Genomic DNA, 25,013 nt, shown 5'->3' with positions numbered 1-25,013 from the left:
TCCCGTTTTGCATAGCGCTGAATTCGCACTGCTAAATCCGCGATGCTGTTCCGCCTCTTTCTGCTCTTTACGCTCGTTCCCTTGGCCGAGCTTGCGCTTCTTCTGGAGATCGGCCAACGGCTGGGAGCCTGGCCGACGCTCGGTCTTGTGGTGCTTACGGGAGCCCTAGGGGCTTATCTGGCGCGGCTCACTGGACTGCATACGCTCCAAAAGCTCCGCGACGATTTGGTGCGCGGCGTTCCGCCCGTCGCCCGTCTGTTCGACGCGGCGCTCATCTTCGCCGCAGGACTTCTCCTCATCACGCCGGGCGTCCTGACCGACGGCGCGGGCTTGGCGCTTCTTCTTCCGTCCGTGCGCGACGCGATTCGAAAATACCTCAAGCGCCGCTTTCTGTCCCGCATGGTCGTTCATCCGACCGCCTGGACATGGGAGGTGGACGATGAGGGATAGGCGGGCGAAATCCCGACCCCGCCGCAGAGTCGGGCGCCTTCGTTCCGGCGCATGCACCGGGGCGGGGCGCGTTTCGGACGTTGAAATTCTCCGGCGCCGCGCTCTTTCGGGCACGCGCTTCCTGAGCCTTGAGCGAATCACGGCGCGCAACCGCTACCGCGAGGGTTTTTCCTCGAAGCCCTACACCGTCGAGGTCGTGCACCGCCCGGGCACCGACAGCGTGGCCTGCGTTCTTTACTTCCGCAAGCCCGAGTTGCCCGCACGAGCGGGGGCGAAGAGCATCTTCGTCGGGGTGCGCCGGGCGTTTCGCGCAAGCCTCGTTTCGAGGCGCTTTCGCCCGCTTGCCGCAGCCGAGCGGCCGCGCGCCGGGGTGTATGAAGCCGTGGCCGGGAGCGTCGAGCCGGGCGACCGCGGCTGGCAGGGCCTCAGGCGGCGGATGAGCCGGGAAATTCGAGAAGAAACCGGGCTCACGGTTTCTCCCTCCGCCCTCAAGCGTCTGGGCGCCGGGTTCTTTCCCTCCCACGGCCAGAGCACGGAAAAAATTCACCTCTTCTGTGCGGAAATTCCGCCGCAGCCGCGCATCGTCCGGGCGCCGGCCGCCGAGCGGGGCGAGGAGGGGGCCTCGCTTCACTTCTTCGAGCTTGATCGGGCCATCGCCCTGTGCGCCCGCGGCACCTTCGAAGATCCAAAACTCGAAATAGGGTTTCGGCGGCTTAAGGAAAGACTGTTGCGCTCCAGTTCCAAGTAAGGCAACATGAATACATAACCATGGCAAGCCGAAAGTTGTTTTGTCTTGTTTGTGTCGCAGCGCTGCTCTGGCCCGCGCTTTCCGCGTTTTCGCAGGAGGACAAGCCCAAGAGCGAGCCGAGCTCCGGCGAGACGGGTTCCCAGGTGCAAAGGTATCTTGGCATGCTCAAGAGTGAAGATGCGGAAACGCGCAGGAAGGCGGCACGCGGCCTCGGACAAATGAGGGAAATTTCGGCCATTCCCGCCCTGAGCAAACTCACCGAGGATAAGTCACGCGCTGTGCAAGGAGAGGTGCTTCAGGCGTTGGAAAATATAGCCCACCCTGACTGTGTGCCGGTGTTCATCGAGGTTCTTGAGGACAGCAAAGGGAGAGGCAAGCGCTTGATGGCGGTGAGGGCCTTGGGGAAAATGAAAGCTTCCTCGGCTGTGCCCCTTCTGGTTGAAATCCTGAGGGATGAGGGTGAGCGCGGAGACACGCGCGTAATGGCGGCGAGGTCGCTCGGAGAAATTGGAGATTCCAAAGCGGTGGTTCCTCTCATGGAGGCCCTTGATCATGAGCAGCCGAGGCTGCAGCTTGTGGCGGCCGGGGCGCTTGGGCAGCTTGGGGAGCCGGTGGGACTTAAGCTTGCGCTCGAGAGCATTAAGGATGAGGAGGATAACGTTCGCCGGTTCGCCGCGGAAGCCCTGGGGAAAATTGGAGACACCTCGACTGTTCCATCCTTGATAGAAGCCCTTCGGGACGAGAGAGAGGGTGTTCGAGAAAAAGCCGCGGAGGCCCTGGGAAGAATTGGAGACGCTTCTGTCGTTCCATCCTTAGCGAAGGCCCTCGGTGACAAGAAAGTGATTGTTCGAAAAAGTGCGGTGACGGCCCTGGGAGAAATCGGGGGAGACAAGGCGATGGATGCGCTGTGGAAGGCCCTTGAGGAAGAGGAAAATCCCAGGATGTACAAGTTCATCGAAAGGGTGGTCGGCAGCCTGAAGAACAAGGGCCGCAGCGGAAATTCCTGAACTTCGCCGCGCTTTTCGCGCCGGTCAAATCATGAAAGTGGCGTAGAACGTGAAAGCGTTCTATAATTCTTGCGGAACGTGAGAGCCATGGCTCGAAAACCATCTTGGCGGCGGTTTTTACTTGCTTCGCTCCTGGGGGCGGCGTGCGCGGCCCTCGCCCAGGAACACGAGGAAGGGGCAGCGGCTGCTCCGAGCTTGCCGGGTTCATGGATTCTCTACTGCGCGCTGACCCTCCTGGTCTTCGCCGCTCTCTTCGCCGGAGGGTACTACGCCACGTGGAGGTTGACGACGCGCCGATGCCGCAGCTGCCACCGGCGGTTCAGGGCGTGGTTTGCCGCCTGTCCCTACTGCGGATTCCAGTCCACGGAGCACATAGGCCGCCGCAGCATCCAACGGGCCCTCGAGGCAAGCGCCTCGCCGTCCGACACGACGACCCCGATCCGCCACGCCTTTCTCGTTCTCGACCAGGGCGGCAAAAGCATCCATTACCCCCTGAAGCTTCTGGACAACACCAACATCGGCCGCTCCGAGCGGAACGACATCGTCATCGCCGACGCCGGGATCTCGGGCACGCACTGCCGCGTGGAGCACCGCCAGAGCGGGTTCCGCGCCTTCGACCTCGGCAGCACGAACGGTACGTTCATTAATGGAACGCGCATCGACAAGGCTACCATGGAACACGGCGACCGCATCCGGTTGGGCCACACGACCTTAGTCTTTATGGTGGAGAAGTCCGGCACGCCGTTCGGAAGAATGTGACGGGAAACCCGAAGCAACAGCCTCTCGCTCCGCGCTTCCTTATGTAGCCCATGCGCTACGTCCTCTGGGCCACGTCCGGCCACATCGACCATGGAAAGACGGCGCTCCTCAAGGCGCTCACGGGAATCGACGCCGACCGTCTGCCCGAGGAGAAAGCGCGCGGCATTACCATCGACCTGGGCTTCGCCCACCTCGAGGCGGACGAAACGTCGCTTTCCTTCGTGGACGTGCCGGGCCACGAGGATTTCATAAAAAACATGCTCGCCGGCGTGGGCGGCGTGGACGCGGTCCTTCTGGTCGTGGCCGCCGACGAGTCCGTCAAGCCGCAGACGCGCGAGCATTTCCACATCGCGTCGCTCGCGGGCGTTCGCCACGGCGCCGTCGCGATCACGAAGGCCGGCCTCGTCGACGAGGACATCCTGGCCCTCGCGCGGGAGGAAGTCCGGGACCTCGTGCGCGGAACGTTTCTGGAAAAATCGCCCGTCGTCCCGGTGGACTCGCTCTCCGGGCAGGGCGTGGAGAACTTGCGCCGCGCGCTCCTGGACGTGTCGCAAAAAATTCCCGAGCGCGCGCCGGAGGGATTCTTCCGCCTTCCCGCGGACCGTGTCTTCAGCATCAAGGGCTTCGGTACCGTGGTCACGGGCACGGTCATGGCCGGCGAGGTGCGCGAGGGCGCGACGCTCCGGGTCCTGCCGCAGGGTGTCGAGACGCGCGTGCGTAGCGTCGAGGTGCACGGCCGAAAAGTCCCGTGCGCCCGGGCCGGCCAGCGCGCGGCCCTAAACCTTCACGGCGTCGCCGCGGACGCTCTCGCCCGCGGCGATATGCTCGTGGAAGGGGCGCAGGCCGCGCCCTCGCGCAGCCTGGACGCGCGCGTGGTCTTTCTCGCCGGGACGGAACAGAAAAAAATTCCCCGCCGGGGAATGACCGTTCGCTTCCATCACGCGTCGAGCGAGACGATAGGGCGCCTCTGGTCTTTGACGGAGGAAGAGCCGGAGGAGGAAGTCGTTTCGGGGCGCCCTTTCCTCGCCCGCATCCGCCTCGAGCGCGAGCGGGTTTTTTTCGCGGGCGAGCGCTTCGTCCTTCGCCGCCATTCGCCCATGCTCACCGTGGGGGGCGGCGTGATCCTGGACAACCGCCCCCCCGCGCGCGAGCGCCGCGTGGAGACGAAAAATTATTTACGCGCGCTCCCGGAGGGAAAAACGGAATCACCCTCCTCTGGAGCGGCGCCCGCTCCGCCGCGCGAGTCGCTCGCCTCGTTGTTCGTCCGCCGGGCGAAGGCGCGCGGCCTCGCGCTCGGGGAGCTTGCCTCCCGCCTGGGGCTGAAAGAGGAGGAAGTGCAGGGCTTGCTCCGACGCGCGACGCGCTCGGAGACGGCGCTCGTCGGAAGGCGCGCGTTCGCCGCGGAAGTCTTGGAAGAACTCCGCGGGGCCGCCGAGAAAATTCTTCGCTCGTTCCACGAGGGTAACCCCCTGCGGGGCGGGATGCCGCGGGAGGCGCTCCGCCGCCGGGTCGCCCGCGCCGTGTCTCAGGAAGCCTTCGAGGCGCTTTTGGGGCAATGGGAAAAGGAAGGCCTGCTCGCCCTTTCCCCCGAGGGGGTGCGGCTTTCGTCGTTCTCCGCGGGTTTCTCGAAGGAGCAGCAGGGCACGGCCGCCAAGCTCGAAGCGGCTTTCCTGAAAGCCGGCCTCGCCCCGCCCGCTCCCGAGGCGCTCTACGAGCCTTACGGCAAGGAGGGCAGGGAAATTTTTCATTACCTTCTGCGGAGCGGCGTGCTCGTGCGCATCCAGGAAGGCTACGCCGCGCACCGCGACTCGCTCGAAGACCTAAGCAAGAAGCTGCGCGACCTCGCGGGGCGAAAGCCGCTCTTCAGCGTGGCGGACTTCAAGACGCTGACCGGCCTGAGCCGCAAGCATGCCATCCCCCTTCTGGAGCACCTCGACCGCTCGGGTGTCACCGAGCGCCGCGGCGACTCGCGCCGCCTGGCGGAGAGGAAAAAAGGGTAGGGGAGCGCGGTTTACGGTTCTTACTGGGCCGGGTATTATCCCGCAACTCGAAAAAGAGGATAAGTTGGCTCGACTAATGTCCCCGGTTACTGAACGGGCGTTCAGGCATATCACCATAATCGAAAATCATAAGGAACAACTGACAGCATTCCAGCAGCTTACTGATAACCAATAGGCACTTGACCAAACAATCTGGGATAAATTAGGCCCACATTTCAAATCTCACAATTCTAATGTTACTGCTGTCCCGCCGATCCGCCTCGGTCGTGGGTCAATTTAAAGCGTAGTCTTGCAGGGAAGGTAGGGAGATCAATAGATTGAGCAAGTGGAAAACTAACTAAATGAGGGCAGGTTGCCGCATAATTTCAGTCTAATGTTGACAGGAGTTCAATTTTTAATGTACTTTTTTATTTAGGATAACATTCCAATTTGGGATTTGATATTGAAAGTGTCAAAAAAGGGTTTCGAAATGAATGACAACAGCAAAAAGGGCCCGAGGAACAATCCCATTGCCGGCGGCGGCACGTCTAACCGGGACTGGTGGCCGAATCGGTTGAATCTTAACATTCTGCACCAGCACTCTTCCAAATCCAACCCGATGGGCGAAGATTTCAACTACGCTGAAGAGTTCAAAAAACTCGATCTGGCGGCCGTGAAAAAGGATCTCTATGCGCTGATGACCGACTCGCAAGACTGGTGGCCGGCCGACTACGGTCACTATGGTGGGCTCTTCATTCGTATGGCCTGGCACAGCGCGGGCACTTACCGCATGGGCGACGGCCGTGGCGGAGCCGGGTCTGGCAATCAGCGCTTGGCGCCCTTGAACAGCTGGCCGGACAACGTGAACCTCGACAAGGCGCGTAGGCTTCTCTGGCCAATCAAGCGGAAATACGGCAATAAGATCTCCTGGGCCGACCTCATGATCCTTGCCGGTAATTGCGCGCTTGAGTCGATGGGATTTAAGACCTTCGGCTTCGGCGGTGGCCGGGAGGACATCTACGAGCCAGAAGAGGACATCTACTGGGGCACCGAGACAGAGTGGCTTGGCGACAACCGCTACTCCGGCGACCGGGACCTCGAAAATCCCCTCGCAGCCGTGCAGATGGGCCTGATCTACGTGAACCCGGAAGGGCCGAACGGCAACCCGGATCCGGTCGCTTCGGGTCGCGATGTGCGCGAAACCTTCGCGCGCATGGCCATGAACGACGAAGAGACCGTCGCGCTCGTGGCGGGCGGTCACACTTTCGGCAAGGCTCACGGCTCCGGCCCGGCGTCGCATGTGGGTCCAGAACCTGAAGGTGCACCCATAGAAGAGCAGGGTTTCGGCTGGAAGAGCAATTTCAAGAGCGGCAAAGGCGGTGATACGATCAGCAGCGGCATCGAGGGCGCCTGGAAGCCGAACCCTACTGAATGGGACATGGGCTATTTGAAGGTGCTGTTCAAATACGAGTGGGAACTCACCAAGAGCCCGGCTGGCGCGCATCAGTGGCTGGCCAAGGACGTGGAAGAAGAGGACATGGTGGTTGATGCGCACGACCCGTCAAAGAAACACAGGCCGATGATGACCACGGCGGATCTTTCCCTCCGCTTCGACCCGATCTACGAACCGATCGCGAAGCGCTACCTGAATAACCCCGAAGAATTCGCGGACGCCTTTGCCAGGGCGTGGTTCAAGCTGACCCATCGCGACATGGGACCCCGCTCGCGCTATCTCGGTCCGGAAGTGCCGGAAGAAGAACTCATTTGGCAGGATCCGGTGTCCGCGGTAGATCACGAGCTGATCGACGAGAAGGATATTGTGGACCTCAAAGGCAAGATCCTTGCCTCGGGACTGTCCGTCTCGGAACTTGTATCGACCGCCTGGGCGTCGGCATCCACCTTCCGCGGCTCTGACAAGCGCGGCGGCGCCAACGGGTCTCGCATTCGTCTCGCTCCGCAGAAAGACTGGGAGGTTAACCAGCCCGAACAACTCGCGAAAGTGCTGGGTGTCCTCGAAGGCATCAAGAAGGAGTTCAACGAAGCTCAGTCAGGCGACAAGAAGGTCTCACTCGCAGACCTGATCGTGCTGGGCGGAAGCGCAGGCGTTGAGCAAGCTGCCAAGAACGCGGGTCACGATGTGACCGTACCCTTCACGCCCGGGCGTACAGATGCGTCGCAGGAGCAAACCCACGTGGATTCATTCCAGGTACTCGAACCGTACGCGGACGGGTTCCGCAACTACCAGAAGAAGAAATACGCCGTCTCGGCAGAGGAGATGCTGGTTGACCGGGCGCAACTCTTGGCCCTGACTGCTCCCGAGATGACGGTCCTGATTGGCGGAATGCGCGTCTTGAATGCCAACTTCGGACAGTCAAAGCACGGCGTCTTCACCACACGGCCGGAGATGCTGACCAATGACTTCTTCGTGAATTTGCTCGACATGAGCACCGAGTGGAAAGCGACATCGGAAAGCGAAGACCTGTTCGAAGGCCGCGACCGCTCGACGGGCGAAGTAAAGTGGACCGGCACCCGTGTCGATCTCATCTTCGGCTCGAACTCCCAGCTCAGGGCATTGGCGGAAGTCTATGGATGTGAGGACTCAGAGGAGAAGTTCCTGCACGACTTTATAGCGGCCTGGAACAAGGTAATGAACCTTGACCGCTTCGACCTCGGCTGATTGTGGCAGTAAAGTCCTATCGACCTTTTAAGGGAAACGGTGGCCCTATTTTCGACCACCTTTAAATTCGTTCCCGCCCTTATCGGACATTCAAGCTGGCAACCGGAAGACCGGCCTGAGCCGCAAGCATGCCATCCCCCTTCTGGAGCACCTCGACCGCTCGAGCATCACCGAGCGCCGCGGCGACTCGCGCCGCCTGGCGGAGAGGAAAAAAGGGTAGGGAGCGCGGTTTACGGCTCTTGCCGAGTTGGTATTCCGCGGCTCGAAGAAATTTGGCTTCCGGTAGCGAAGTGGATATGGAGCCGGCTGCCGTGAGGATGGTACAATACATGGAGGCAGGTCAGTCGTATGACGCATTAAGTTGTTGAAAGTATAGAAGAGGCAAACGCCATGATTGATGCATTTACAGGGAATGCAAATGATTTCAAACTCAAGGTGTCTGATAAATTACAAGATCCAGCAGGAATTAATATGGCGATGATTACAGATACGATCCTGAGCAAAGGATGGGAGCCCAATGGCTTCGTACAAGAGGAAGGCTTTAGAATTTATTTTTATAAGGAATTAAAGCGTAAATAGGAAAAACGCGGGCAGAAGGCCCGCTTGGAAATTTCGTTCGTTGGGGGCTTTTTATTGTTGCGCACGGAGAAACAAGTTGGGCATGGCTAACTAAAAGCAAAAAATGTACGGAGGACTTGTGAAGAAGTTATCGGTGTTGTTCTTGGTTTTTATTGCAGGTTGCACGACTACGTTCAAGGATATGAGGTCGTGGGAAGGACGCACAGTCAGTGAATTGTATTGGGAAATGGGATCCCCCGACACAATCGAAACGCTCGGCAATGGATCCAGGGTTTTAACTTGGATAGATACATGGACCAAAGATGGTGAGGTTCACACTTGCCGAAAATCATTCACTGTAGTGCCGACTGGAGGGGATGAAGAGATTACAGACACGTCATATTCGGACTGTCCATTTATTAAGTTTAAATCTATTACGTTTGGACCTGATTAGAAGTGTTTCACCGCCCCTGTCAACCACTTCCGGGTGTAGTGGATAGTATGCTGGCTCCGCGGGAGGGACTCGAATCCCGACTTTGTCGGAACAAGCCCCTTGGAGCGTAGCTTTACCCCGACCATAAAAGTGGCTCCGCGGGAGGGACTCGAATCCCGACTTTCTCGGGACAAGCCCCTTGGAGCGTAGCTTTACCCCGACCTTTGGGCGGGGCCCCGACCATAAAAGTGGCTCCGCGGGAGGGACTCGAACCCCCGACCCGGTGGTTAACAGCCACCTGCTCTACCAGCTGAGCTACCGCGGAATTCCTCCAAGTAAGTATAGCACAAGAATTCGTGCGGTCGAAGAACGCCTTTAGTACGGCTTTGTGAAAGCCGATTCCCTCCTCCAACCCGCCGCCTCTAGAAATACTTCTTCAGCCCCTCCCTCGGGTCCTCGGGGTTGAGCTCTTCCAGCTCCTTGAGAATCTCTTTCGAGCGCTCGTCGCGGAGGCGCGGCACCACAATGCTGGCCTTTACCAGGAGGTCGCCGCGCCGGGAGCCGCCGAGCGCGGGAAGGCCCTTCTCGCGCAGGCGGAACACCTGGCCGCTCTGCGTGCCGGGAGGCACTTTCATTCGCGTAACGCCGTGGGGGGTGGGCACCTCGATCTTCGCCCCGAGCGCCGCCTCCGTCACGGTGAGGGGAACCTCGCACTCGAGGTGATGGCCGACGCGTTTAAAGAAAGGATGCTCCTCGACGGAGACGACGACGTAGAGGTCGCCCGCGCGCCCGCCGCGCAGGCCGCCGTTTCCCTTGCCGGCCACGCGAACGCGCGCGCCCGTGCCCACGCCCGCGGGAATCTTGACGCGCAGCGTCTCAGTGCGGGGCACGCGCCCCACGGCGCCGCACTCGCCGCACGCCTCGCCCGCGACGCGCCCCGTGCCGCTGCAGTCGACGCACGTTTGCGAGAAGCTCAGGTGGCCGTGGCTTACGACCGCGCGCCCCGAGCCGCCGCACGATGGGCAGGTGGACTCGCGCGAGCGGCCCACGCGCCCGTGGCCGCCGCACCGCCCGCACGACGCCAGGCTATCGACGCGCACCTCGCGCTCCGCGCCGCGGACCGCCTCCTCGAAGCTGAGCCGCACGGTCGCCGTCAGGTCCTCCCCGTCCCGCGGGCCAGCCTCGCGGCGAGGGCGTGGGCCTCCCATGCGCCCGAACATGTCGCCGAAGAGGTCGCCCAGACCGCCGCCGCGCCCGAACCCGCCGAACGGGTCGAAGTCGAACCCCTCGAAGTGCACGTCAGGGCCGGCCTGGCCCTGTGCGACGCGGCCGAAGCGGTCGTACTCGCGGCGCTTCTTCGAATCGCCGAGCACGGCGTAGGCCTCGGAAATTTCCTTGAAGCGCGCCTCGGCGGCCTTGTCGCCGGGGTTGAGGTCGGGATGAAACTTGCGCGCGAGCTTCTTGTAGGCGCGCCGGATGTCCTGCAGCGACGCGCTCCGGGAGATGCCTAGGGTTTCGTAGTAGTCACGTGGCATAGGATTGTTCGCTTCTCAAGAAAAAGCATAGCACGCGGGGAGGGGATTGCAAAGCGGCGAGGCGGGCGCCCTCAGCGTGGGGCTACGCCCGGTAGGCAAGCTCGTCCTTGGGGTCGAGCGCCTCGCGCAGGCCCTCGCCGAGGGCGTAGAAGGCGGCGACGCTCAGCATGATGGCGAGCGTGGGGAAGACCATCAGATGCGGCGCTCCCGCCATGTGGTCGCGGGCCGAGGCGAGCATCTCTCCCCAGGAAGGCTCGGGCGGCGCGACGCCCAGGCCCAGGAAGGAAAGCGACGACTCGGCCATGATGACGGCCGCCATGGCGAGCGACGCCTGCACCAGGATGGGCGCGAGGGCGCCGGGGAAGATGTGAAGGAAAAGGATTCTTTTCCGCGAGGCGCCGAGCGCCCGCGCCGCCTCGCAAAACTCAAGCGTCTTGAGCCGCAGCACCTGGGCCCGCATGAGGCGCGCAAACCCCACCCAGCCCGTCGCGGCGAGCGCGAACACGGTGTGGTGGACGCCCGGGCCCAGCACCGAGGCGAGCGCGATGACCAGCAGGATCCCGGGAAACGCCATCAGCATGTCCACGAGGCGCTGGAGCGCCTCGTCCGCGGCGCCCCCGAGGAAGGCCGCCAGGCCTCCGGCCACCGCCCCCCCGATGGAGGCAAGGAGCACCACGGCCACGCCCACCGTGAGCGACGTGCGCGCGCCGAAGAGCACCCGGGCAAGTACGTCGCGACCCGACTCGTCGGTGCCGAAGGGATGCTCCATGCTCGGCCCCGCAAGGCGCTCCTCGATGCGAACCTCGTAGGGAGAATGGGCCGCAATCCAGGGCGCGAGAATCGCCCCCGCCACCACGACCGCGCCGAGCAGCGCGCCCGCGGCGGCGAAAGGACGTTTGAAGATTCTTCGAAGCACGCCGCCTCCCTCAAGAGACCTTGCGCAGCCGCGGGTCGAGCACGGCGTACGTCAGGTCCGTCGCCAGGTTTACGCAGATATAGACCAGGGCCATGAAGAGCACGATGCCCTGCACGGCCGGATAGTCGCGGAACTGGATGCTCTGGAAGAGGAGCCTTCCGACGCCCGGCCACGAGAAGATGGTTTCCGTTATGATGGCGCCCGTGAAGAGGTGCCCGAGCTGAAGGCCCATCAGGGTCACGGCCGGAAGGAGCGCGTTCCGGAGCGCGTGGCGGAGGAACACCGCCGCATGGGGAAGGCCCTTCGCGCGCGCCGTGCGGATGTAGTCGTCGGACAGCGCTTCGAGGAGCGAGGCGCGAAGCAGACGGCCGAGCACCGCCGCGAACGCGAGCCCAAGCGTCACGGCGGGAAGCACGAGATGAAGGAGCGTCCCCCGGCCCGAGACCGGGAAGAGGTCGAGGCGGAGGGAGAACGCGTAGAGGAGGAGCGGGCCCAGCCCGAACGTGGGGAAGGAAATGCATGCGAGAGAAAAGCCGAGCGTCGTGTAGTCGGCCGGGCCGCCGCGCCGGGCCGCCGAGAAGACTCCCATCGCGAACGCGAGCGCCACGGCGAAAAGAAAGCTCGCGCCCGCGAGCTCCGCCGTCGCCGGAAATTTCTCCCAGATGAGCGCCGCGACCGGCGCCTCGTACCGGAACGAGACCCCGAAGTCGCCGCGGAGCGTGCGCAGGAGGAATTTCCCGTACTGCGCCGCAAGCGGCTCGTCGAGGCCCAGCCGGGCCTCGAGCGCGGCGACGTCCTCGCCGCGCGCGCCCTCGCCGAGCATCAGGGCGGCGGGATTGCCCGGAATGAGATGGAGCAGAAAAAAGACGGCCGTCGCCGCGCCCCAGGCCGTGGGGACTGCGAGAAGCAGACGGCGCGCGACGTAGGCGGCCATCAGTCTTCCACGGTCACGAACGCATCGTGTCCCATGGCGAGGAGGCGCGCCTGGGCGCGGTAAGCCTCGTCCTCGCTTGAGTAGGGGCCCACGCGCACGCGCCACACGTCCTCGAACGCCGTGACGTAAACATTTCGAAAATGCGCCTCCAGCTCCCGGCGAAAACGCTCGGCGTTCTCGCGCAGCGAGAAAGCCCCCGCCTGCACGGTGTATCCGCTCCGGGCGCTCGGGGAAGAAGGAGACGGCGCGGGCGTTCGGCCCGAAATGACCTGCACGACGACGGGCGCCGTGCCCGAGACGATCATGTCGAGCTCCTTCGCCGCTGCGCGCGAAAGATCGATGATGCGCCCCTTTATGAACGGGCCGCGGTCGGTGATTCGCACCGTGGTCGAGCGCCCGTTCGTGCGGTTCGTCACGCGCACCATGGTCTGGAAAGGAAGCGTCCGATGGGCAGCGGTCATCTTGTGCATGTCGTAAATTTCCCCGCTCGCGGTCCTGCGCCCGTGGAACGGCTTGCCGTACCACGAGGCGATGCCTTCTTCCCGCCAGCCCTCGGAGACGGGAGCGGGAGAGGGAGGAGCCTTCCTAGGCGGCGGCTGGCTGACGCGCCAGACGCACCCCGCGCCGCCCACGACCGGCAGGAGGAGCGCGAAAAGGAAAGAAAAGGCGCTCGTCTTCATCACTTCAGCTTTTTCACGAGGACGCGGTACATGGTTTCCTCCTTCTCAAGCCCCAGGTAGCCCTGCCCGTGGGAGCGGCACCAGGCGGGCATGTCCTCCTCGATTCCGGCGTCGTCCGAAAGAATTTCCAGTATCTGTCCCACCTGCATCGCTTTCATCCGCTTGGCCGCCTTGATGATGGGCACGGGGCACAGAAACCCCAGCGTGTCGAGCGTGGCGTCCGGCTTCTCCGACGTCATACGCATAAGAATAGAGGAGGTTTTTCGCGGAATCAAAACCGGGCATCCGGCCGGGCTACTGAAAAAGCGGCAATAGCGCCTCGAGCAGCCGCGAGAGCCTGCCCTGTGCGGCCTCGGCCCGCCGGAGCACGTCCTCGTGCGCGAGCTTCTTTCTTGAGAGCCCTGCTGCGCGGTTCGTGATGACGAGGAAAAAGAGCGTCGGAAGTCCCAGGGCGCGGGCGAAGACGCTCTCGCACAGCCCCGACATGCACACGGCGTGGGCGCCCGCGCGCCCGAGGCGCCGGACCTCGGCGGGCGTCTCGTACGTGGGGCCGTGAGTGACGGCGAGCACGCCTTCCTTGAGGGGAATCTTCACGCTTCGCGCCGCCTCCTTCGCGCGGGCGCGGAGCGCGGGGGCGTAAGCCTCGCTCATGTCGAGAAAAGGCGGCCGGCGCTTTTCCATAGGAACGCTTGCGAGCGGGTCGCTCCCCGTGAAGTTGATATGGTCGCGCACCAGCGCAAGCGAGCCCGGTAGGAAACCCTTTCCGATGCCTCCCGCGGCGCTCGCCTGGATGAAGACGCTCGCGCCCAGAGCCTTGGCCAGCCGGACGGGCGCGGCCACCTCCGCCGGCGTGCGGCCCTCGTAGAGGTGGAAGCGGCCGCGGAAAACGACGACCGGCACGCCGTTGGCGTCGCCGCAGTCAAGGCGGCCCGCGTGTCCCTCGACACGGGCTGCGGGAAATCCCGCAAGCTTTTCGTATGGAACGGAGAACGCCCCATCGAGGCGGGAAAGCGCGCCGCTCATTCCCGAGCCCAGGAGAACGGCCGCGCGAGGCGCGGTCGCTCCCCGGCGGCGGGCGAGTTTTTTGCGCAGGAGCGTGACGGCGGAACCGAACGTGCGCCCCCGTGGCGCGAAGGCCGGGCGGGCGCTGCCGGGGGCGCTAGTCCTTTTTCTTTTCGCCACTCCCCTGGGTGGGAGAATTGAGGCGCGCCTTCAGGATGCGCCCCGGCTTGAAATAGGGAATTCGCTTCGCGGGAACGGAAACGCGCATCCCGGTGCGGGGGTTGCGTCCCAGGCGGGGACGGCGCCGTCGGGTGCCGAACGTGCCGAAGCCGCGGAGCTCGACGTGCTTCTCCTGGGAGAGGGCCTTCGCCAGCGTTTCCAGGAACGTGTCCACGATAATCTTGGCATGGCGCACCGAGAGCGTGGAGTTGCCCACAATCGCTTCGATTAAGTCGGACTTGGTCATTGGAGTCCTTCCTCAGCTTCCGCGCTTGGTGAAACGCCCCAGCGCCTTGCCAAACAGGTCGCCCAGCCGAAAGCGGCCTTCCGCGGCCGCTTCGGCCTCCTCCGGCGTCTCTTTTTTCTTCCGCCCTTCCTTTTCCGCTTCCGGAGGCGCCGCTTCAAGCTTCTTGTAGCTTAAGCCGATCTTCCGCTCCTCGCGGCTCATGCGGAGGATTCGCACATCGATCTCGTCTCCCACCCGCACGACTTCGGACGGCTTGTTGATGTGGTAATCGGCAAGCTCCGAGATGTGCGCCAAACCTTCCACCCCTTCCGCAAGCTCCACGAACGCGCCGAACTCGGCGAGGCGCGTGACCCGGCCCGTGACCATGTCGCCCACCTTGTGGGATTCAAAGAATTTGTCCCACGCGTTGGGCTCAAGCTGCTTGATGCCCAGGGAGATGCGTCCGTTGGCCGCGTCCATGCCCAGAACCACGGCCTCGACCTCCTGGCCCTTTTTGAGCGCCTGCGACGGGTGGCGAACGTTCTCGGTCCAGGAAATGTCCGAGACGTGGACCAACCCGTCGACCCCTTCCTCGAGCTCGACGAAAGCCCCGAACTCGACCAGGCTTTTAACCCGGCCCTTCACGCGCTCCCCGGGCTGGTGCTTGCGCTCAAATTCCTGCCAGGGATTGGGCTCGAGCTGGCGCAGGCCCAGAGAGAGGCGCCGCTTCTCGGGATCGTAGTCCAGAATCTGAACCTCCACCTTTTCGTTCTGCTTGAGAAGCTGGTTCGGATGGCGGATGCGCTTCGTCCACGACATCTCGGAAATGTGGATGAGTCCCTCGATACCGTTTTCGAGCTCCACGAACGCGCCGAAGTCCTTGAGGCTTACGACCTTGCCGGAAACGCGGCTCCCTTTGGGGTATTTTTCCTCGACGGTCTCCCAGGGATCGCGCGTCTTCTGCTTGTATCCCAAGGAGATTTTTCCCGTATTCTCGTCCAAATTCAACACCATGACCTCCACCTCCTGTCCCTGGGTGAAAAACTCGCTCGGGTGCACGACGTGCTTCCAGGCCATGTCGCTGATGTGGAGGAGGCCGTCCACGCCTCCGAGGTCCACGAAGGCGCCGTAATCGACGAGGTTCTTGATCGTGCCCTTGACGATTTTTCCGATCTCGAGCCGCTCGAAGAGCTCGCGGTGTATGCGCTCCTCCTCCGCCTCCAGGACGGCGCGGCGGGACACGACGACGTTGTCGCGGCGGCGACTCACTTTAATGACCTTGAGCTCCACCTCCTGGTCGATGTACTCGTTCATGTCCGCCGCCTTTTTGATGTCCACCAGCGAGCCGGGCAAGAATCCGCGCACCCCCAGGTCGACCAAAAAACCTCCACGGATGTTCTCCACGATGCGTCCCCGCACCGTCTTGCCCTCCTTCCATGCTTCCTCGATCTCCTCCCATACCTTGGCCTGGTAGGCTTTGCGATGGGAAAGTCGGATCGAGGCCCCCGTTTCCGCATCGGCCAGAACCTCGATGATGACGTCGACTTCGTCGCCCTCCTTGATGGTTACCTGTCCGCTTAGATCTTGGAACTCCTCAAGAGGCACCACGCCTTCGGATTTGTAGCCGATATCAACGAGCGCATCCTGACTTCGAATCGCCACCACGCGCCCCTTGCAAAGTGCTCCTATGTTAAAGTGGCTGGCGTCACTCGCGTAGCGTTCGAGCATCTCCGCGAAGTCCAGAGAGGTCTCGCTCGCTCGCCCCGCCGAAGCGGGGTCGGGTTTTTCCTTGGTTTGTGTTTCTTTGTCTTGTTCCTTGTTCTCCGTTAAATCCATTCAGCAATTCCTTTGGATGTCGATATTTTCCCTAGGAGGGAAGATATCTATCTTACACGGCTCTCCGGGTCATGTCAAACGCGGGCGCGTCGTTTTCCGTGCTCTTGACACGCCCTGCGCCTTCCGTTACCATCGACTGCATAAGAGGCACCCAACATGGCCGAACTTCGTCTGGAGGGCAATCTCGAGGAATCGAACCTCGCCAAACTCATGTACTCCATCTGCCGCACGGGCGAGACGGGCACGCTTTACCTTACGCGCGGCAAGGTCACCGCCTCCATCTACATCTCGAAGGGCCAGGTGACGTTCGCTTCGTCGAACGACGTCGACGACCGCTTGGGCGAGCTTCTTCTCCAACACGGCAAGCTCACCTACGCGCAGTCCGAAAAGGCCGCCAGCCACATTCGCCCCGGCAAGCGCCTTGGCACCGTCATCGTGGAGCTCGGCTACCTCAACGCCCAGGACCTCTACCACTACGTCATCGAGCAGGTCAAGGAAATTATTTTCAAGCTCTTCACCTGGACGGAGGGAAAGTACCGTTTCGAGATCGGGACGCTGCCCTCGAAGGAGGTCATCACGCTCAACATCGGCACCCCCGACTTGATTCTCGAAGGCATCAAGCGCATCACCCGATGGAGCCGCATAACAGAGGCCGTCGGCAAGCTGGACTCGGTCTACGAGCTCGCCCCCGGCTGTGAGGAGCGCCTCAAGGGCGTCGCGCTCACGAAGGGCGAGCTCCAGCTCCTCGAGTCGGTCAAGTCGTGCCGTATGCTGGGGAAAATCCTGGAAAACACGAAATTCTCCGATTTCGAAGCTTGCAGACTCCTCTGGTCCTACCAAATTATGGGCCTCGTCAACCACCGCGACGCCATGGAGGCGGAGGTGAGCGAGCTCCTGGGCGAGGCCCTCGCGGAGCCCAAAGAGACGGAGGACCTGACGGTAGCTATCCCCACCAAGCTGGATGACGAGGAGGAAACGGCCCCTGAAGAAGCAGTCTCTGAAGAGGCAGCCTCTGAAGAAGAAGTAGAAGTAGAAGTAGCGATGGAGGAGGACGAGGAAGTCCCGGACAAAATTGAACTTGTGGACGATCCCAAAAAGATTCGGGACGAGCTCCTGAAGAGCGTGGGAGAGCCCGCGGAGCCTGACCAGGATTCCGATGCGGTGGACCTCGACGCCATAGAGGCAAGCATTGACGCCAAGCCTGCGGCCGAGCCCGATTTTCCCACGGGCGCCCTCGAGAAGGCCGTCGAGCGCTTCAACGAAAAACACGCGTTTCTTCACTCCGTCCTGAAGTCCGAGCTGGGAGACGGCGTCGCCCAATTCTTGGACGATTCGCTCGGGCAGCTCGGCCGGGAGCACCATCCCCTTTTCGAGAGCGCCCGCCCGGACGACTCCGGCGCTTTTCCCAAAGACGTTCTGGTCCAGAACATCAAGAGCCACTCCCTCCGGGGCTACAAGGATGGGCTCGAGGCCCTGGTCGCGGCCGAGCTGGAGGCGGCCAAAAAAGTCTTTAAAAACCCGGCACGCATGATGGTCGTCCAGCGGGGGCTGAAGCGCATCGAAGAGAAGGAAGAAGGATAAAAAGGTCGATAGTCGATGGTCCTTTTTTGACCCTCGACCGTTGACCGTCGACTGTCGACCGTTCCATGACCATCCGCAGAACGCTTGAGGCCGTCGAGGAGCGGACGCTCCATCCGCGCGCGGCGCGCAGCGCCTCGGCCCGCCGCGCCCGCCGCGAAGCCTCCTGCTCCATTCGGACGGCCTTCCAGCGCGACCGCGACCGGATCCTCCACACGAAGGCCTTCCGCCGCCTCATGCACAAAACGCAGGTGTTCCTCTCCCCCGAGGGCGACCATTACCGCACGCGCATGACCCACACGCTCGAAGTGGCCCAGATCGCCCGCACCATCGCGCGCGCCCTGCGCCTCAACGAGGACTTGGCCGAAGCCGTCGCCCTTGCCCATGACCTCGGGCACCCGCCCTTCGGCCACGCCGGCGAAAAGGTGCTCAACCGCCTTGTCAAAACGTACTCCCCCGACACCGCGGATATGCGGAAGGGCTTCCGCCATGATGTCCAAAGCCTGCGCGTGGTCGAACGCCTGGAAAACGAGGGGCGTGGCCTGAACCTGACGCTCGAGGTCAAGAACGGCATCGTCAAGCACTCGAAGGGCAAGAGCGGGAAGATCCTGAAGGAGCGCGCCATGACGCTCGAGGCCGAGATCGTGCGCGCCGCCGACATCATCGCCTACGTCAACCACGACACCGACGACGCCGTCCGCGCGGGCTTTCTGCGCCCCGGCGACATCCCCAAAAAATACCGCAAGCTCCTCGGCGACACGGTCTCCGCGCGCCTGCGGAACGTCGTCACCGACATCGTTCGCGAATCGCACGCCGCCGATCTTGCGAGCATCCGGATGCGCGACGAAACGCTGGAGGCCGTCACGGGAATGCGGGCCTTTCTCTTCGAGCGCGTCTACGAGCACCCCCGCCTGGCGCGGGATTTCGAGAAGACGGAGCACATCCTGGAGGCGCTTTACGAGCATGCCCTCAAGAATCCCAAAAAGTACACGGCGCCCTACCCCCGAGGTGATTCCGCGGCGCGCCGCACGCTCGATTTCGTGGCCGGCATGACCGACCGCTACGCCCTACACCTTTACGAAGAGCTCTTCATGCCGCGCGGCTGGAAGCTGTGAGCGGAAAATAAAGGCAGCCCTGGCTGGTTCGCCCCGCGAGGACAGAGCCCCTGTGCGGCGTCCCGCAGGACAAGTTTCGAGCTACGTCGCCGTGGGCTGAGGCTCCATGCCCCGCCGGGGCTGGCTGGCCTTGTGAATCCGCCAGACCTGCCCCAGTGCCTGGCACATGACCAACATGGACCAAAACGACGTGAAGATGATGCCGACGACGAGCAGGAGGAAGCCCAGGTTGCTCGCCAGGCTGGCCACGATCGCGATAACGTAGTAGAGAATGTAGTTGCCCAGGTTTTCGCGGATGAAGGGGAGAATTTTTTTGAAATCGAAGGCGTCGCCGAACTGCTCGCTATCGAAGTAATGCGCGAGCCCCGCCGGCAGGAGAAAAACGGTCAGGAAAAGGAGCATCGGGGCCAGGCAGCATCCAATCCCGGGAACGGCCAGCACGAGCGCCCACGGCAGGTTGTAAAGGAAGATTATGATGAACACGATGATCCCGTCGATGAAGTTTTCCCCGGGCTCCCAGTCGGGCAGGCCGGCTTTCTCGTTCTCGGCATGGAGCTGGAAGACTTTCTTGCAGTAGCCCAGAATGACGAACAACCCGAGGACGATGAGCGCGAGCAGAGAGAAGGCGCCCCCGATGAGAATTTTCTTGACCCACTCCTTGTCCTCGAAGGCGAAGGAGAACGCTCTGCCGAAGTCTACGGACTGCGTGGTGTCTGCCATAAGAAAGCCCTGCCGGAACAGGGGGAAAGTGTAGCCCATGAGAAGCGCCGGAATCAAGGAATCCGGCTCCGGCCCCGGGGAGGCATGGCGCGGCGTTTGTTGACTCGCCGCCCATGCTTTGTATCATGGCGTTTCAAACCCCCGCCCTGTCAAACGGGGCGGAGCGGAACGGAAAACGCATGGACGATCTTGCTTCCCTAATGGCGCTTCACTCGGTCGAGGGCGTGGGCGACACGTTCCTTCGGCGGCTTCTCGACGAGTTCGAGACCCCGAAGGCCGTGTTCCGCGCCTCGGTAAAGGAACTTCTTCGCGTGGAGCGCCTGCCGGAGAAGACCGCCCGGGCCGTCCGAAGCGGGCGCGGCGAAGCCGAGCGCGAGGCCGAGCGCCGCGTGGCCGCGGCCAAGAAAGCCGGGGCGCGGATCCTCGCGTGGCATGAAGAGAGCTATCCCCGCCTCTTGAAGGAAATGGACGATTTTCCCAGTTTCCTCTACGTGCGCGGAGACGCCGATGTGCTCGCGCAGGAGCGCGCCATGGCCGTCGTGGGAACGCGCCGGGCGACGAGCTACGGCAAGAAGATGGCGCACGACGTCGCATTCGAGCTCGCGCGGCGCGGCGTCTCTATCGTGAGCGGCCTCGCGCGCGGCGTCGACTCGGCGGCGCACCGGGCGGCGCTGGAGGCGGAGGGCGGCACGACCGTCGCCGTCCTGGGCTGCGGCATCGACCGGGCGTACCCTCCCGAGAACCGGGACCTGATGACGGAGATTACGAAGCGCGGCGCCGTGGTTACGGAATTTCCCCCGGGCGCGCCCCCGGAGTCGACACATTTTCCCAAGCGCAACCGCATCATCGCGGGCCTCGGGCAGGGCGTGCTCGTCGTCGAGGCGCCCAGGCGCAGCGGCGCCCTGATTACGGCCAAGTGGGCCGAGGAGTACAACCGCTCCGTTTTCGCCGTTCCGGGCCCCGCCACGTCCCCGGCGAGCCAGGGCTGCAACCTCCTTCTTAAAAAGGGAGCCGTCCTGGTAGAGACGTGGGAGGACATCGCCGCCGATCTGCCGGTGCTCGGACTCGAGGCGGGCGAGGAAAGAAAAGACGGGGCGGCGCCCAAGGTCGAGTTCACGGTCTCCGAGGAAGAAGCCATCTACGAATACCTTTCTCCCGCCGACCCCGTGCACATCGACAGCCTCGCCCTCAAGACCGGCTTCAGCATCAGCACCCTCCTGACGCACCTTCTCTCGATGGAGATACGCGACGTCGTGGAGCAGCTTCCGGGGAAGCTGTTTCTGAGGAAGGCCTAAAAGAAGATGGCCCCGAAAAAATCCCTCGTCGTGGTCGAATCGCCCGCCAAGGCGCGCACGATCAACCGCTACCTCGGCAAGGGCTTCGTGGTAAAAGCCTCGATGGGCCACGTGCGCGACCTGCCCAAGCGCGAGCTCGGGGTGGACGTCGAGAAGGGGTTCAAGCCCAGTTACGTTCTCATCAAGGACCGCAAGGACGTCATCGCCCAGCTGAAGAAGGCCGCCGCGAACGCCGACGCCGTCTACCTCGCGACCGACCCCGACCGCGAGGGCGAGGCCATCGGCTGGCACGTGGCCGAGGTGCTCAAAAACGGAAAAAAATTCTACCGCGTGTCGTTTCAGGAAATCACGCGAAACGCCGTAACTCATGCCTTCAAACACCCCCAGAAGCTCGACCACCACAAGATCGAAGCGCAGCAGGCGCGCCGCATTCTCGACCGCCTCGTCGGGTACAAGATAAGCCCGCTTCTTTGGAGAAAAGTGCGGCGCGGCCTGAGCGCCGGCCGCGTCCAGAGCGTCGCGCTCCGGATGATAGTGGAGCGCGAGCGCGAGATAGAGGCCTTCAAGGTCGAGGAGTACTGGACCATCCACGCCGCGCTCGAAGCCAAGCCCGGCGAGACGTTCGAGGCGCAGGCGCACCGCTTCCGCGGCGAAAAACTCAAGATTGCAAATGAGGCGCAGGCTCGGGACGCGGCGGCGGCGATTCGCAGGGAAACCATACGGGTCGAGGAGGTCAAATCGCGCGAGCGCCGCACCGTCCCGTCGCCGCCGTTCATCACGAGCACGCTGCAGCAGGAAGCCGCGAAGCGCCTCCGCCTTCCCGTGCGAAGGACGATGAGCGTCGCCCAGCGCCTCTACGAGGGCGTCGAGCTTCCGGACGAGGGCGGCGTCGGCCTCATCACCTACATGCGCACCGACTCGCCGCGGGTCTCGGAAGGGGCGCTCCAGGGCGTGCGCTCCTTCATCGAGGAGCGGTACGGAAAGCAGTACGTCTCCCGGGCGCCGCGCCGTTACAAGGCGCGCCGCGCGGCGCAGGAAGGGCACGAGGCCATTCGCCCGACCGACGTCCGCCGCACGCCGCAGAGCCTCAAGGCGCACCTCAAGGCGGATGACTACCGCCTCTACCGCCTCGTCTGGGAACGGTTCGTCGCCTCGCAGATGGCCGCGGCGCGCTACGACGCGACGAAGGCGTCCATCTCCGCGGGCGACTACCTGCTGCGCGCCGAGGGCTCCGTCCTCCGCTTCGACGGTTTCATGAAGGTCCATCCGCCCGTGAAGGAAAAGGACGACTTCGTCCTGCCGCCGCTCGAGCGGGGGCAGACGCTTGCGCTCAAGGATATTACGCCGAAGCAGCACTTCACCCAGCCTCCGCCGCGCTACACCGAGGCGACCCTCGTCAAGGCGCTCGAAGCAAACGGCATCGGCCGCCCCTCGACGTACGCCGCCATTATCACGACGATTCAGGGCCGCGACTACGTCGGGCGCGAGGAGGGCAAGTTCAAGCCGACGGAGCTCGGCTGCCTCGTCACGGACAAGCTCCTCGGGCAGTTCACCGACCTCATGGACGTCGGCTACACGGCCCGCATGGAGGAGGAGCTGGACAAGATCGAGGACGGGGACCTCGACTGGGTGGAGCTGCTCGAGGGGTTTTACAAGAAATTCTCCCGCGACCTCGCCAAGGCCGAGAAGGGCATGACGAAGGCGGTCGAGGAGACCGACGAGGTGTGCGAGACGTGCGGCGCGAAGATGCTCATCCGCTTCGGGCGCTTCGGGAAGTTCCTCTCCTGCTCCGCCTATCCCGAGTGCAAGAACACGAAGGAGCTGCCCGGCGCCGAGGGGGAGGACGAAGCCCCCGCCTCCGAGGAAACGCCCACCTGCCAGAACTGCGGCAAGGCGATGAAGCTCCGGAGCGGGCGCTATGGGAAATTCTACGCCTGCACGGGCTATCCGGAATGCAAGACGACCGTGCCGCTCGCCGGGGCGGGCCGCCCGGCCGCGCCTCCGAAGGAGCTCGACGAGGCGTGCCCGAAGTGCGGCAAGAAGCTCGTCGAGCGCATGGGGCGCTTCGGCGGGTTCGTCTCGTGCAGCGGCTACCCCAAGTGCAAGTACATAAAGCCCAAGACGGTGGGCGTCCCCTGTCCGGAGGAGGGCTGCGGCGGGGAGCTCGCCGAGCGCACCTCGAAGCGCGGCCCCTTCTACAGCTGCACGAACTACCCGAAGTGCAGGTTCATCGTGAACTACCGCCCCGTCCCCGAGGTTTGTCCCAAGTGCTCCGCGCCGTTTCTCCTGACCAAGGAGACCAAGAAGGAGGGCAAGGTGAAGTTCTGCGGGGAGAAGAAGTGCAAGTATAAGAAGAAATTGAAGTGAGCCGCTCCGCGAGAGGGCGGGGCAGGGGCCGCTTCGCACGTTTTCCGCTTCCCGTAGTAACATGGTCAGGCAATGAACGCGGAGTTTCTCGCCACCGGGTCCGAGCTTCTCGGGCCCCGCAAGACGGAGAGCAATTCGCTTTTCCTGGCCGGGCGCCTACGCAGGCTGGGTATCTCGCTCACGCGCAAGGCCGTGGTGGGCGACGACCGCAAGGCAATCGCGCGGGCCGTCGCGGAGAGCGTGCGCCGCATGAACGCCGCCTCTTCCTCAAGCGGCGGGCGCCTTCTCGTCGTGTGCGGGGGGCTGGGGCCGACGCGGGACGACGTGACGGTGGAGGCCGCGGCGCGCGCTTTGAGGAAAAAACTCGTGCTCAGCCGCAAGGCGCTCGCGTGGATCGAGAAGAAGGTGGTGAAGACCCGGAGGGGGGCGCCGAACCTGAGAAAGCAGGCGTTCGCGCCACGGGGGTTCGAGGTACTGCGAAACCCCTACGGCACGGCGCCCGGGCTCTGGGGCCGCGCGGGCAGGGTCGTGGTGGTGCTGCTCCCCGGAGTCCCCTGCGAGTTCCGCGCCCTCTGCACCCGCGAGGTCGAGCCGCGCCTGCGCCGCCTCTTTCCAAAGGGAAAACGCGCGCCCGAGAAGACGCTCCACGTGGCCGGGATGCTCGAGGCGGACATGGACGCGATGCTGGAAAAGATTCCGGTCGAGCCGGAGGTGAGGGTGGGGGACACGGCACACAGCGGAACCATCTCCGTTCACCTTGAGGCGGAGGCCGCGACGGAGCGCGAGGCCAGGGCGGCCCTGCGCCGCCAGGCGCGGCGCTACCGCGGGGCGCTCGGGAGCGCCGTCTTCGGCGAGGACGGCGACACGCTAGAGGGAATCGTCGGAAAACTCTGCAAGAAGCGGAAGGTGACGCTCGCCGTGGCCGAGTCCTGCACCGGGGGCCTTCTTTCCGAGCGCATAACGTCCGTCGCGGGCAGCTCCGCGTACTTCCTCGGGGGCGTCGTGGCCTACACGGGGAGGGAGAAGGAACGCCTCCTTGGCGTGGCGAAAAAAACTCTGCGCGACCACGGCTCCGTGAGCGAGCCCACGGCGCGCGCCATGGCGCGGGGGGCGCGGCGGCGCTTCGGCGCCGACTACGCGCTCTCGGCGACGGGCATAGCCGGGCCGGGGGGCGGCACTCGAAAAAAACCTCGCGGGACGGTCTGCATGGCGATAGCCTGGAAGGGAGGCGTCCGCTCGTGGACGTCGCGCTTTCCGGGCGACCGCGCCGCCGTCAGGAGCCGCACCGCGGCCTTGTGCCTGAACGCCCTCCGCCTCGCCCTGGAGCGCCGCCGAGGGTAGTGTTTTCACAACGGTCTTGAGCAAGAGGGAATGCTTGTCCGGGGCGGAGGCGAGGGATAGAATGAGGAAGTTATGACCTCCCGCAGAAAAAAGAAAAGAACCCGCCCGCCCGGCGGAAGCACGCAATGCGGAAGACGCAAGAGAAGAAAAGATGGGTGTGGAGGAAATGGTGATCCAGGTGAATTGAATAGTCTCTCGCGTATTGTCAACCATTATATTCGCCGCTGGCAAAAGCCTGCGGAAGAAGAGCTCCGCCATTTTTCCAGCCAACCCACGCTGGAAAAAGCAATTGAATTAGCCGCCCTTGCCAGGGGGCCGAATGGTGAGAAGCTGTTTCACCAATGGAGAATTCCGGTTTCGGTACTCAAGAAAAGCCATCAATGCCTTAGTGCGGCGATTCAGGAAATAAGAAGCGCTCGACCTTTTGAAGAATTGCATGAACTGATTTTAAAAAAGATCGGCTCTATAGACGGAATAGGGGAGCTTGCGGTCTACGATACGGCGCTTCGCATCGGGGCGAAACTCAGACTGGAGCCTTCGGAGGTTTTCCTGCATGCAGGAGTCCGCGACGGCGCGAGAAACCTTGGTCTGGACGTATCGAAAGAGACAATCAGAATGTGCGAGCTTCCACCCCCTTT

At 63.3% G+C, this 25,013-nt stretch carries 23 protein-coding genes and 1 tRNA gene; 14 read left to right on the top strand and 10 right to left on the bottom strand.

Features of this window, described 5'->3' with window-relative positions:
* Nucleotides 1–42: 42 nt before the first annotated feature.
* The 8 genes from JSV08_08125 to JSV08_08090 all read left to right on the top strand — a co-directional run bounded on the left by JSV08_08125 (nt 43) and on the right by JSV08_08090 (nt 8,199).
* Nucleotides 43–450, top strand: coding sequence for an FxsA family protein (locus tag JSV08_08125; protein UCF80464.1), 408 nt, complete (start codon nt 43–45; stop codon nt 448–450).
* Nucleotides 440–1,198 carry an NUDIX hydrolase gene (locus tag JSV08_08120; GenBank protein ID UCF80463.1) on the top strand — a complete coding sequence of 253 codons (759 nt, stop codon included), beginning with the start codon at nt 440–442 and terminating at the stop codon, nt 1,196–1,198. Before JSV08_08125 ends, JSV08_08120 begins: the two co-directional genes overlap by 11 nt.
* Nucleotides 1,199–1,218: 20 nt before the next feature.
* Nucleotides 1,219–2,205, top strand: coding sequence for a HEAT repeat domain-containing protein (locus tag JSV08_08115; protein UCF80462.1), 987 nt, complete (start codon nt 1,219–1,221; stop codon nt 2,203–2,205).
* A gap of 87 nt (nt 2,206–2,292) precedes the next feature.
* Nucleotides 2,293–2,964, top strand: a complete 672-nt coding sequence (locus tag JSV08_08110; protein ID UCF80461.1) for an FHA domain-containing protein — start codon at nt 2,293–2,295, stop codon at nt 2,962–2,964.
* Between the two features lie 50 nt (nt 2,965–3,014).
* The gene (gene selB, locus JSV08_08105; protein UCF80460.1) at nt 3,015–4,964 is read left to right on the top strand and encodes a selenocysteine-specific translation elongation factor; all 1,950 of its coding nucleotides are present in this window, start codon (nt 3,015–3,017) and stop codon (nt 4,962–4,964) included.
* A 469-nt stretch (nt 4,965–5,433) separates the two neighbouring features.
* A complete protein-coding gene (gene katG, locus JSV08_08100; protein UCF80459.1) occupies nt 5,434–7,620 on the top strand; it encodes a catalase/peroxidase HPI in 2,187 nt (728 codons plus the stop codon).
* Nucleotides 7,621–7,708: 88 nt separating this feature from the next.
* Nucleotides 7,709–7,840: a SelB C-terminal domain-containing protein gene (locus tag JSV08_08095; protein ID UCF81866.1), complete on the top strand. Its 132-nt coding sequence runs from the start codon at nt 7,709–7,711 to the stop codon at nt 7,838–7,840.
* Nucleotides 7,841–8,010: 170 nt separating this feature from the next.
* Complete coding sequence (locus JSV08_08090; GenBank protein UCF80458.1) at nt 8,011–8,199, top strand: hypothetical protein; 189 nt, start codon at nt 8,011–8,013, stop codon at nt 8,197–8,199.
* A gap of 661 nt (nt 8,200–8,860) precedes the next feature.
* On the opposite strand, the gene JSV08_08085 is transcribed toward JSV08_08090, so the two are convergent.
* The 9 genes from JSV08_08085 to rpsA form a co-directional block, all read right to left on the bottom strand.
* Nucleotides 8,861–8,936, bottom strand: a tRNA-Asn gene (locus tag JSV08_08085).
* A 97-nt stretch (nt 8,937–9,033) separates the two neighbouring features.
* Nucleotides 9,034–10,146, bottom strand: coding sequence for a molecular chaperone DnaJ (dnaJ, locus tag JSV08_08080; GenBank protein UCF80457.1), 1,113 nt, complete (start codon nt 10,144–10,146; stop codon nt 9,034–9,036).
* Between the two features lie 82 nt (nt 10,147–10,228).
* Nucleotides 10,229–11,050, bottom strand: coding sequence for an ABC transporter permease (locus JSV08_08075; GenBank protein UCF81865.1), 822 nt, complete (start codon nt 11,048–11,050; stop codon nt 10,229–10,231).
* 22 nt (nt 11,051–11,072) lie between these two features.
* Nucleotides 11,073–11,996, bottom strand: coding sequence for an ABC transporter permease (locus JSV08_08070; protein UCF80456.1), 924 nt, complete (start codon nt 11,994–11,996; stop codon nt 11,073–11,075).
* Entirely contained in the window at nt 11,996–12,676 is a 681-nt protein-coding gene (locus JSV08_08065; GenBank protein ID UCF80455.1) for a septal ring lytic transglycosylase RlpA family protein, read from the bottom strand. The genes JSV08_08070 and JSV08_08065 overlap by 1 nt, the downstream gene beginning before the upstream one ends.
* Nucleotides 12,676–12,915 carry a sulfurtransferase TusA family protein gene (locus tag JSV08_08060; GenBank protein UCF81864.1) on the bottom strand — a complete coding sequence of 80 codons (240 nt, stop codon included), beginning with the start codon at nt 12,913–12,915 and terminating at the stop codon, nt 12,676–12,678. Before JSV08_08060 ends, JSV08_08065 begins: the two co-directional genes overlap by 1 nt.
* A gap of 55 nt (nt 12,916–12,970) precedes the next feature.
* Nucleotides 12,971–13,858, bottom strand: a complete 888-nt coding sequence (locus tag JSV08_08055) for a purine-nucleoside phosphorylase (protein UCF80454.1) — start codon at nt 13,856–13,858, stop codon at nt 12,971–12,973.
* Entirely contained in the window at nt 13,836–14,144 is a 309-nt protein-coding gene (locus JSV08_08050) for an integration host factor subunit beta (protein ID UCF80453.1), read from the bottom strand. The genes JSV08_08055 and JSV08_08050 overlap by 23 nt, the downstream gene beginning before the upstream one ends.
* A gap of 12 nt (nt 14,145–14,156) precedes the next feature.
* Nucleotides 14,157–15,959, bottom strand: coding sequence for a 30S ribosomal protein S1 (gene rpsA / locus JSV08_08045; GenBank protein ID UCF80452.1), 1,803 nt, complete (start codon nt 15,957–15,959; stop codon nt 14,157–14,159).
* Between the two features lie 156 nt (nt 15,960–16,115).
* Here rpsA and JSV08_08040 point away from each other — a divergent pair, with 156 nt between their 5' ends.
* Together JSV08_08040 and JSV08_08035 are read left to right on the top strand one after the other, a co-directional pair.
* The gene (locus JSV08_08040) at nt 16,116–17,540 is read left to right on the top strand and encodes a DUF4388 domain-containing protein (GenBank protein UCF80451.1); all 1,425 of its coding nucleotides are present in this window, start codon (nt 16,116–16,118) and stop codon (nt 17,538–17,540) included.
* A 65-nt stretch (nt 17,541–17,605) separates the two neighbouring features.
* On the top strand, nt 17,606–18,652 hold the full coding sequence (locus tag JSV08_08035) for a deoxyguanosinetriphosphate triphosphohydrolase (GenBank protein UCF80450.1): 1,047 nt from the start codon (nt 17,606–17,608) through the stop codon (nt 18,650–18,652).
* Between the two features lie 81 nt (nt 18,653–18,733).
* Here JSV08_08035 and JSV08_08030 read toward each other — a convergent pair whose 3' ends face one another.
* Nucleotides 18,734–19,372 carry a DUF4013 domain-containing protein gene (locus JSV08_08030; GenBank protein ID UCF80449.1) on the bottom strand — a complete coding sequence of 213 codons (639 nt, stop codon included), beginning with the start codon at nt 19,370–19,372 and terminating at the stop codon, nt 18,734–18,736.
* A 125-nt stretch (nt 19,373–19,497) separates the two neighbouring features.
* On the opposite strand from JSV08_08030, the gene dprA reads away from it, so the two are divergent.
* From dprA to JSV08_08010, 4 genes are all read left to right on the top strand, one after another.
* Nucleotides 19,498–20,667, top strand: coding sequence for a DNA-processing protein DprA (gene dprA, locus JSV08_08025; GenBank protein ID UCF80448.1), 1,170 nt, complete (start codon nt 19,498–19,500; stop codon nt 20,665–20,667).
* Between the two features lie 6 nt (nt 20,668–20,673).
* A complete protein-coding gene (gene topA / locus JSV08_08020) occupies nt 20,674–23,034 on the top strand; it encodes a type I DNA topoisomerase (GenBank protein ID UCF80447.1) in 2,361 nt (786 codons plus the stop codon).
* Between the two features lie 72 nt (nt 23,035–23,106).
* Entirely contained in the window at nt 23,107–24,375 is a 1,269-nt protein-coding gene (locus JSV08_08015) for a CinA family nicotinamide mononucleotide deamidase-related protein (protein ID UCF80446.1), read from the top strand.
* Nucleotides 24,376–24,447: 72 nt separating this feature from the next.
* Nucleotides 24,448–25,013 (top strand): hypothetical protein (locus tag JSV08_08010; protein UCF80445.1); only part of this gene is annotated, 566 nt, incomplete at its 3' end.

The organism is Acidobacteriota bacterium (genome assembly GCA_020349885.1).
Taxonomy (GTDB): domain Bacteria; phylum Acidobacteriota.
This window is presented reverse-complemented; position numbering and strand designations above follow the sequence as displayed.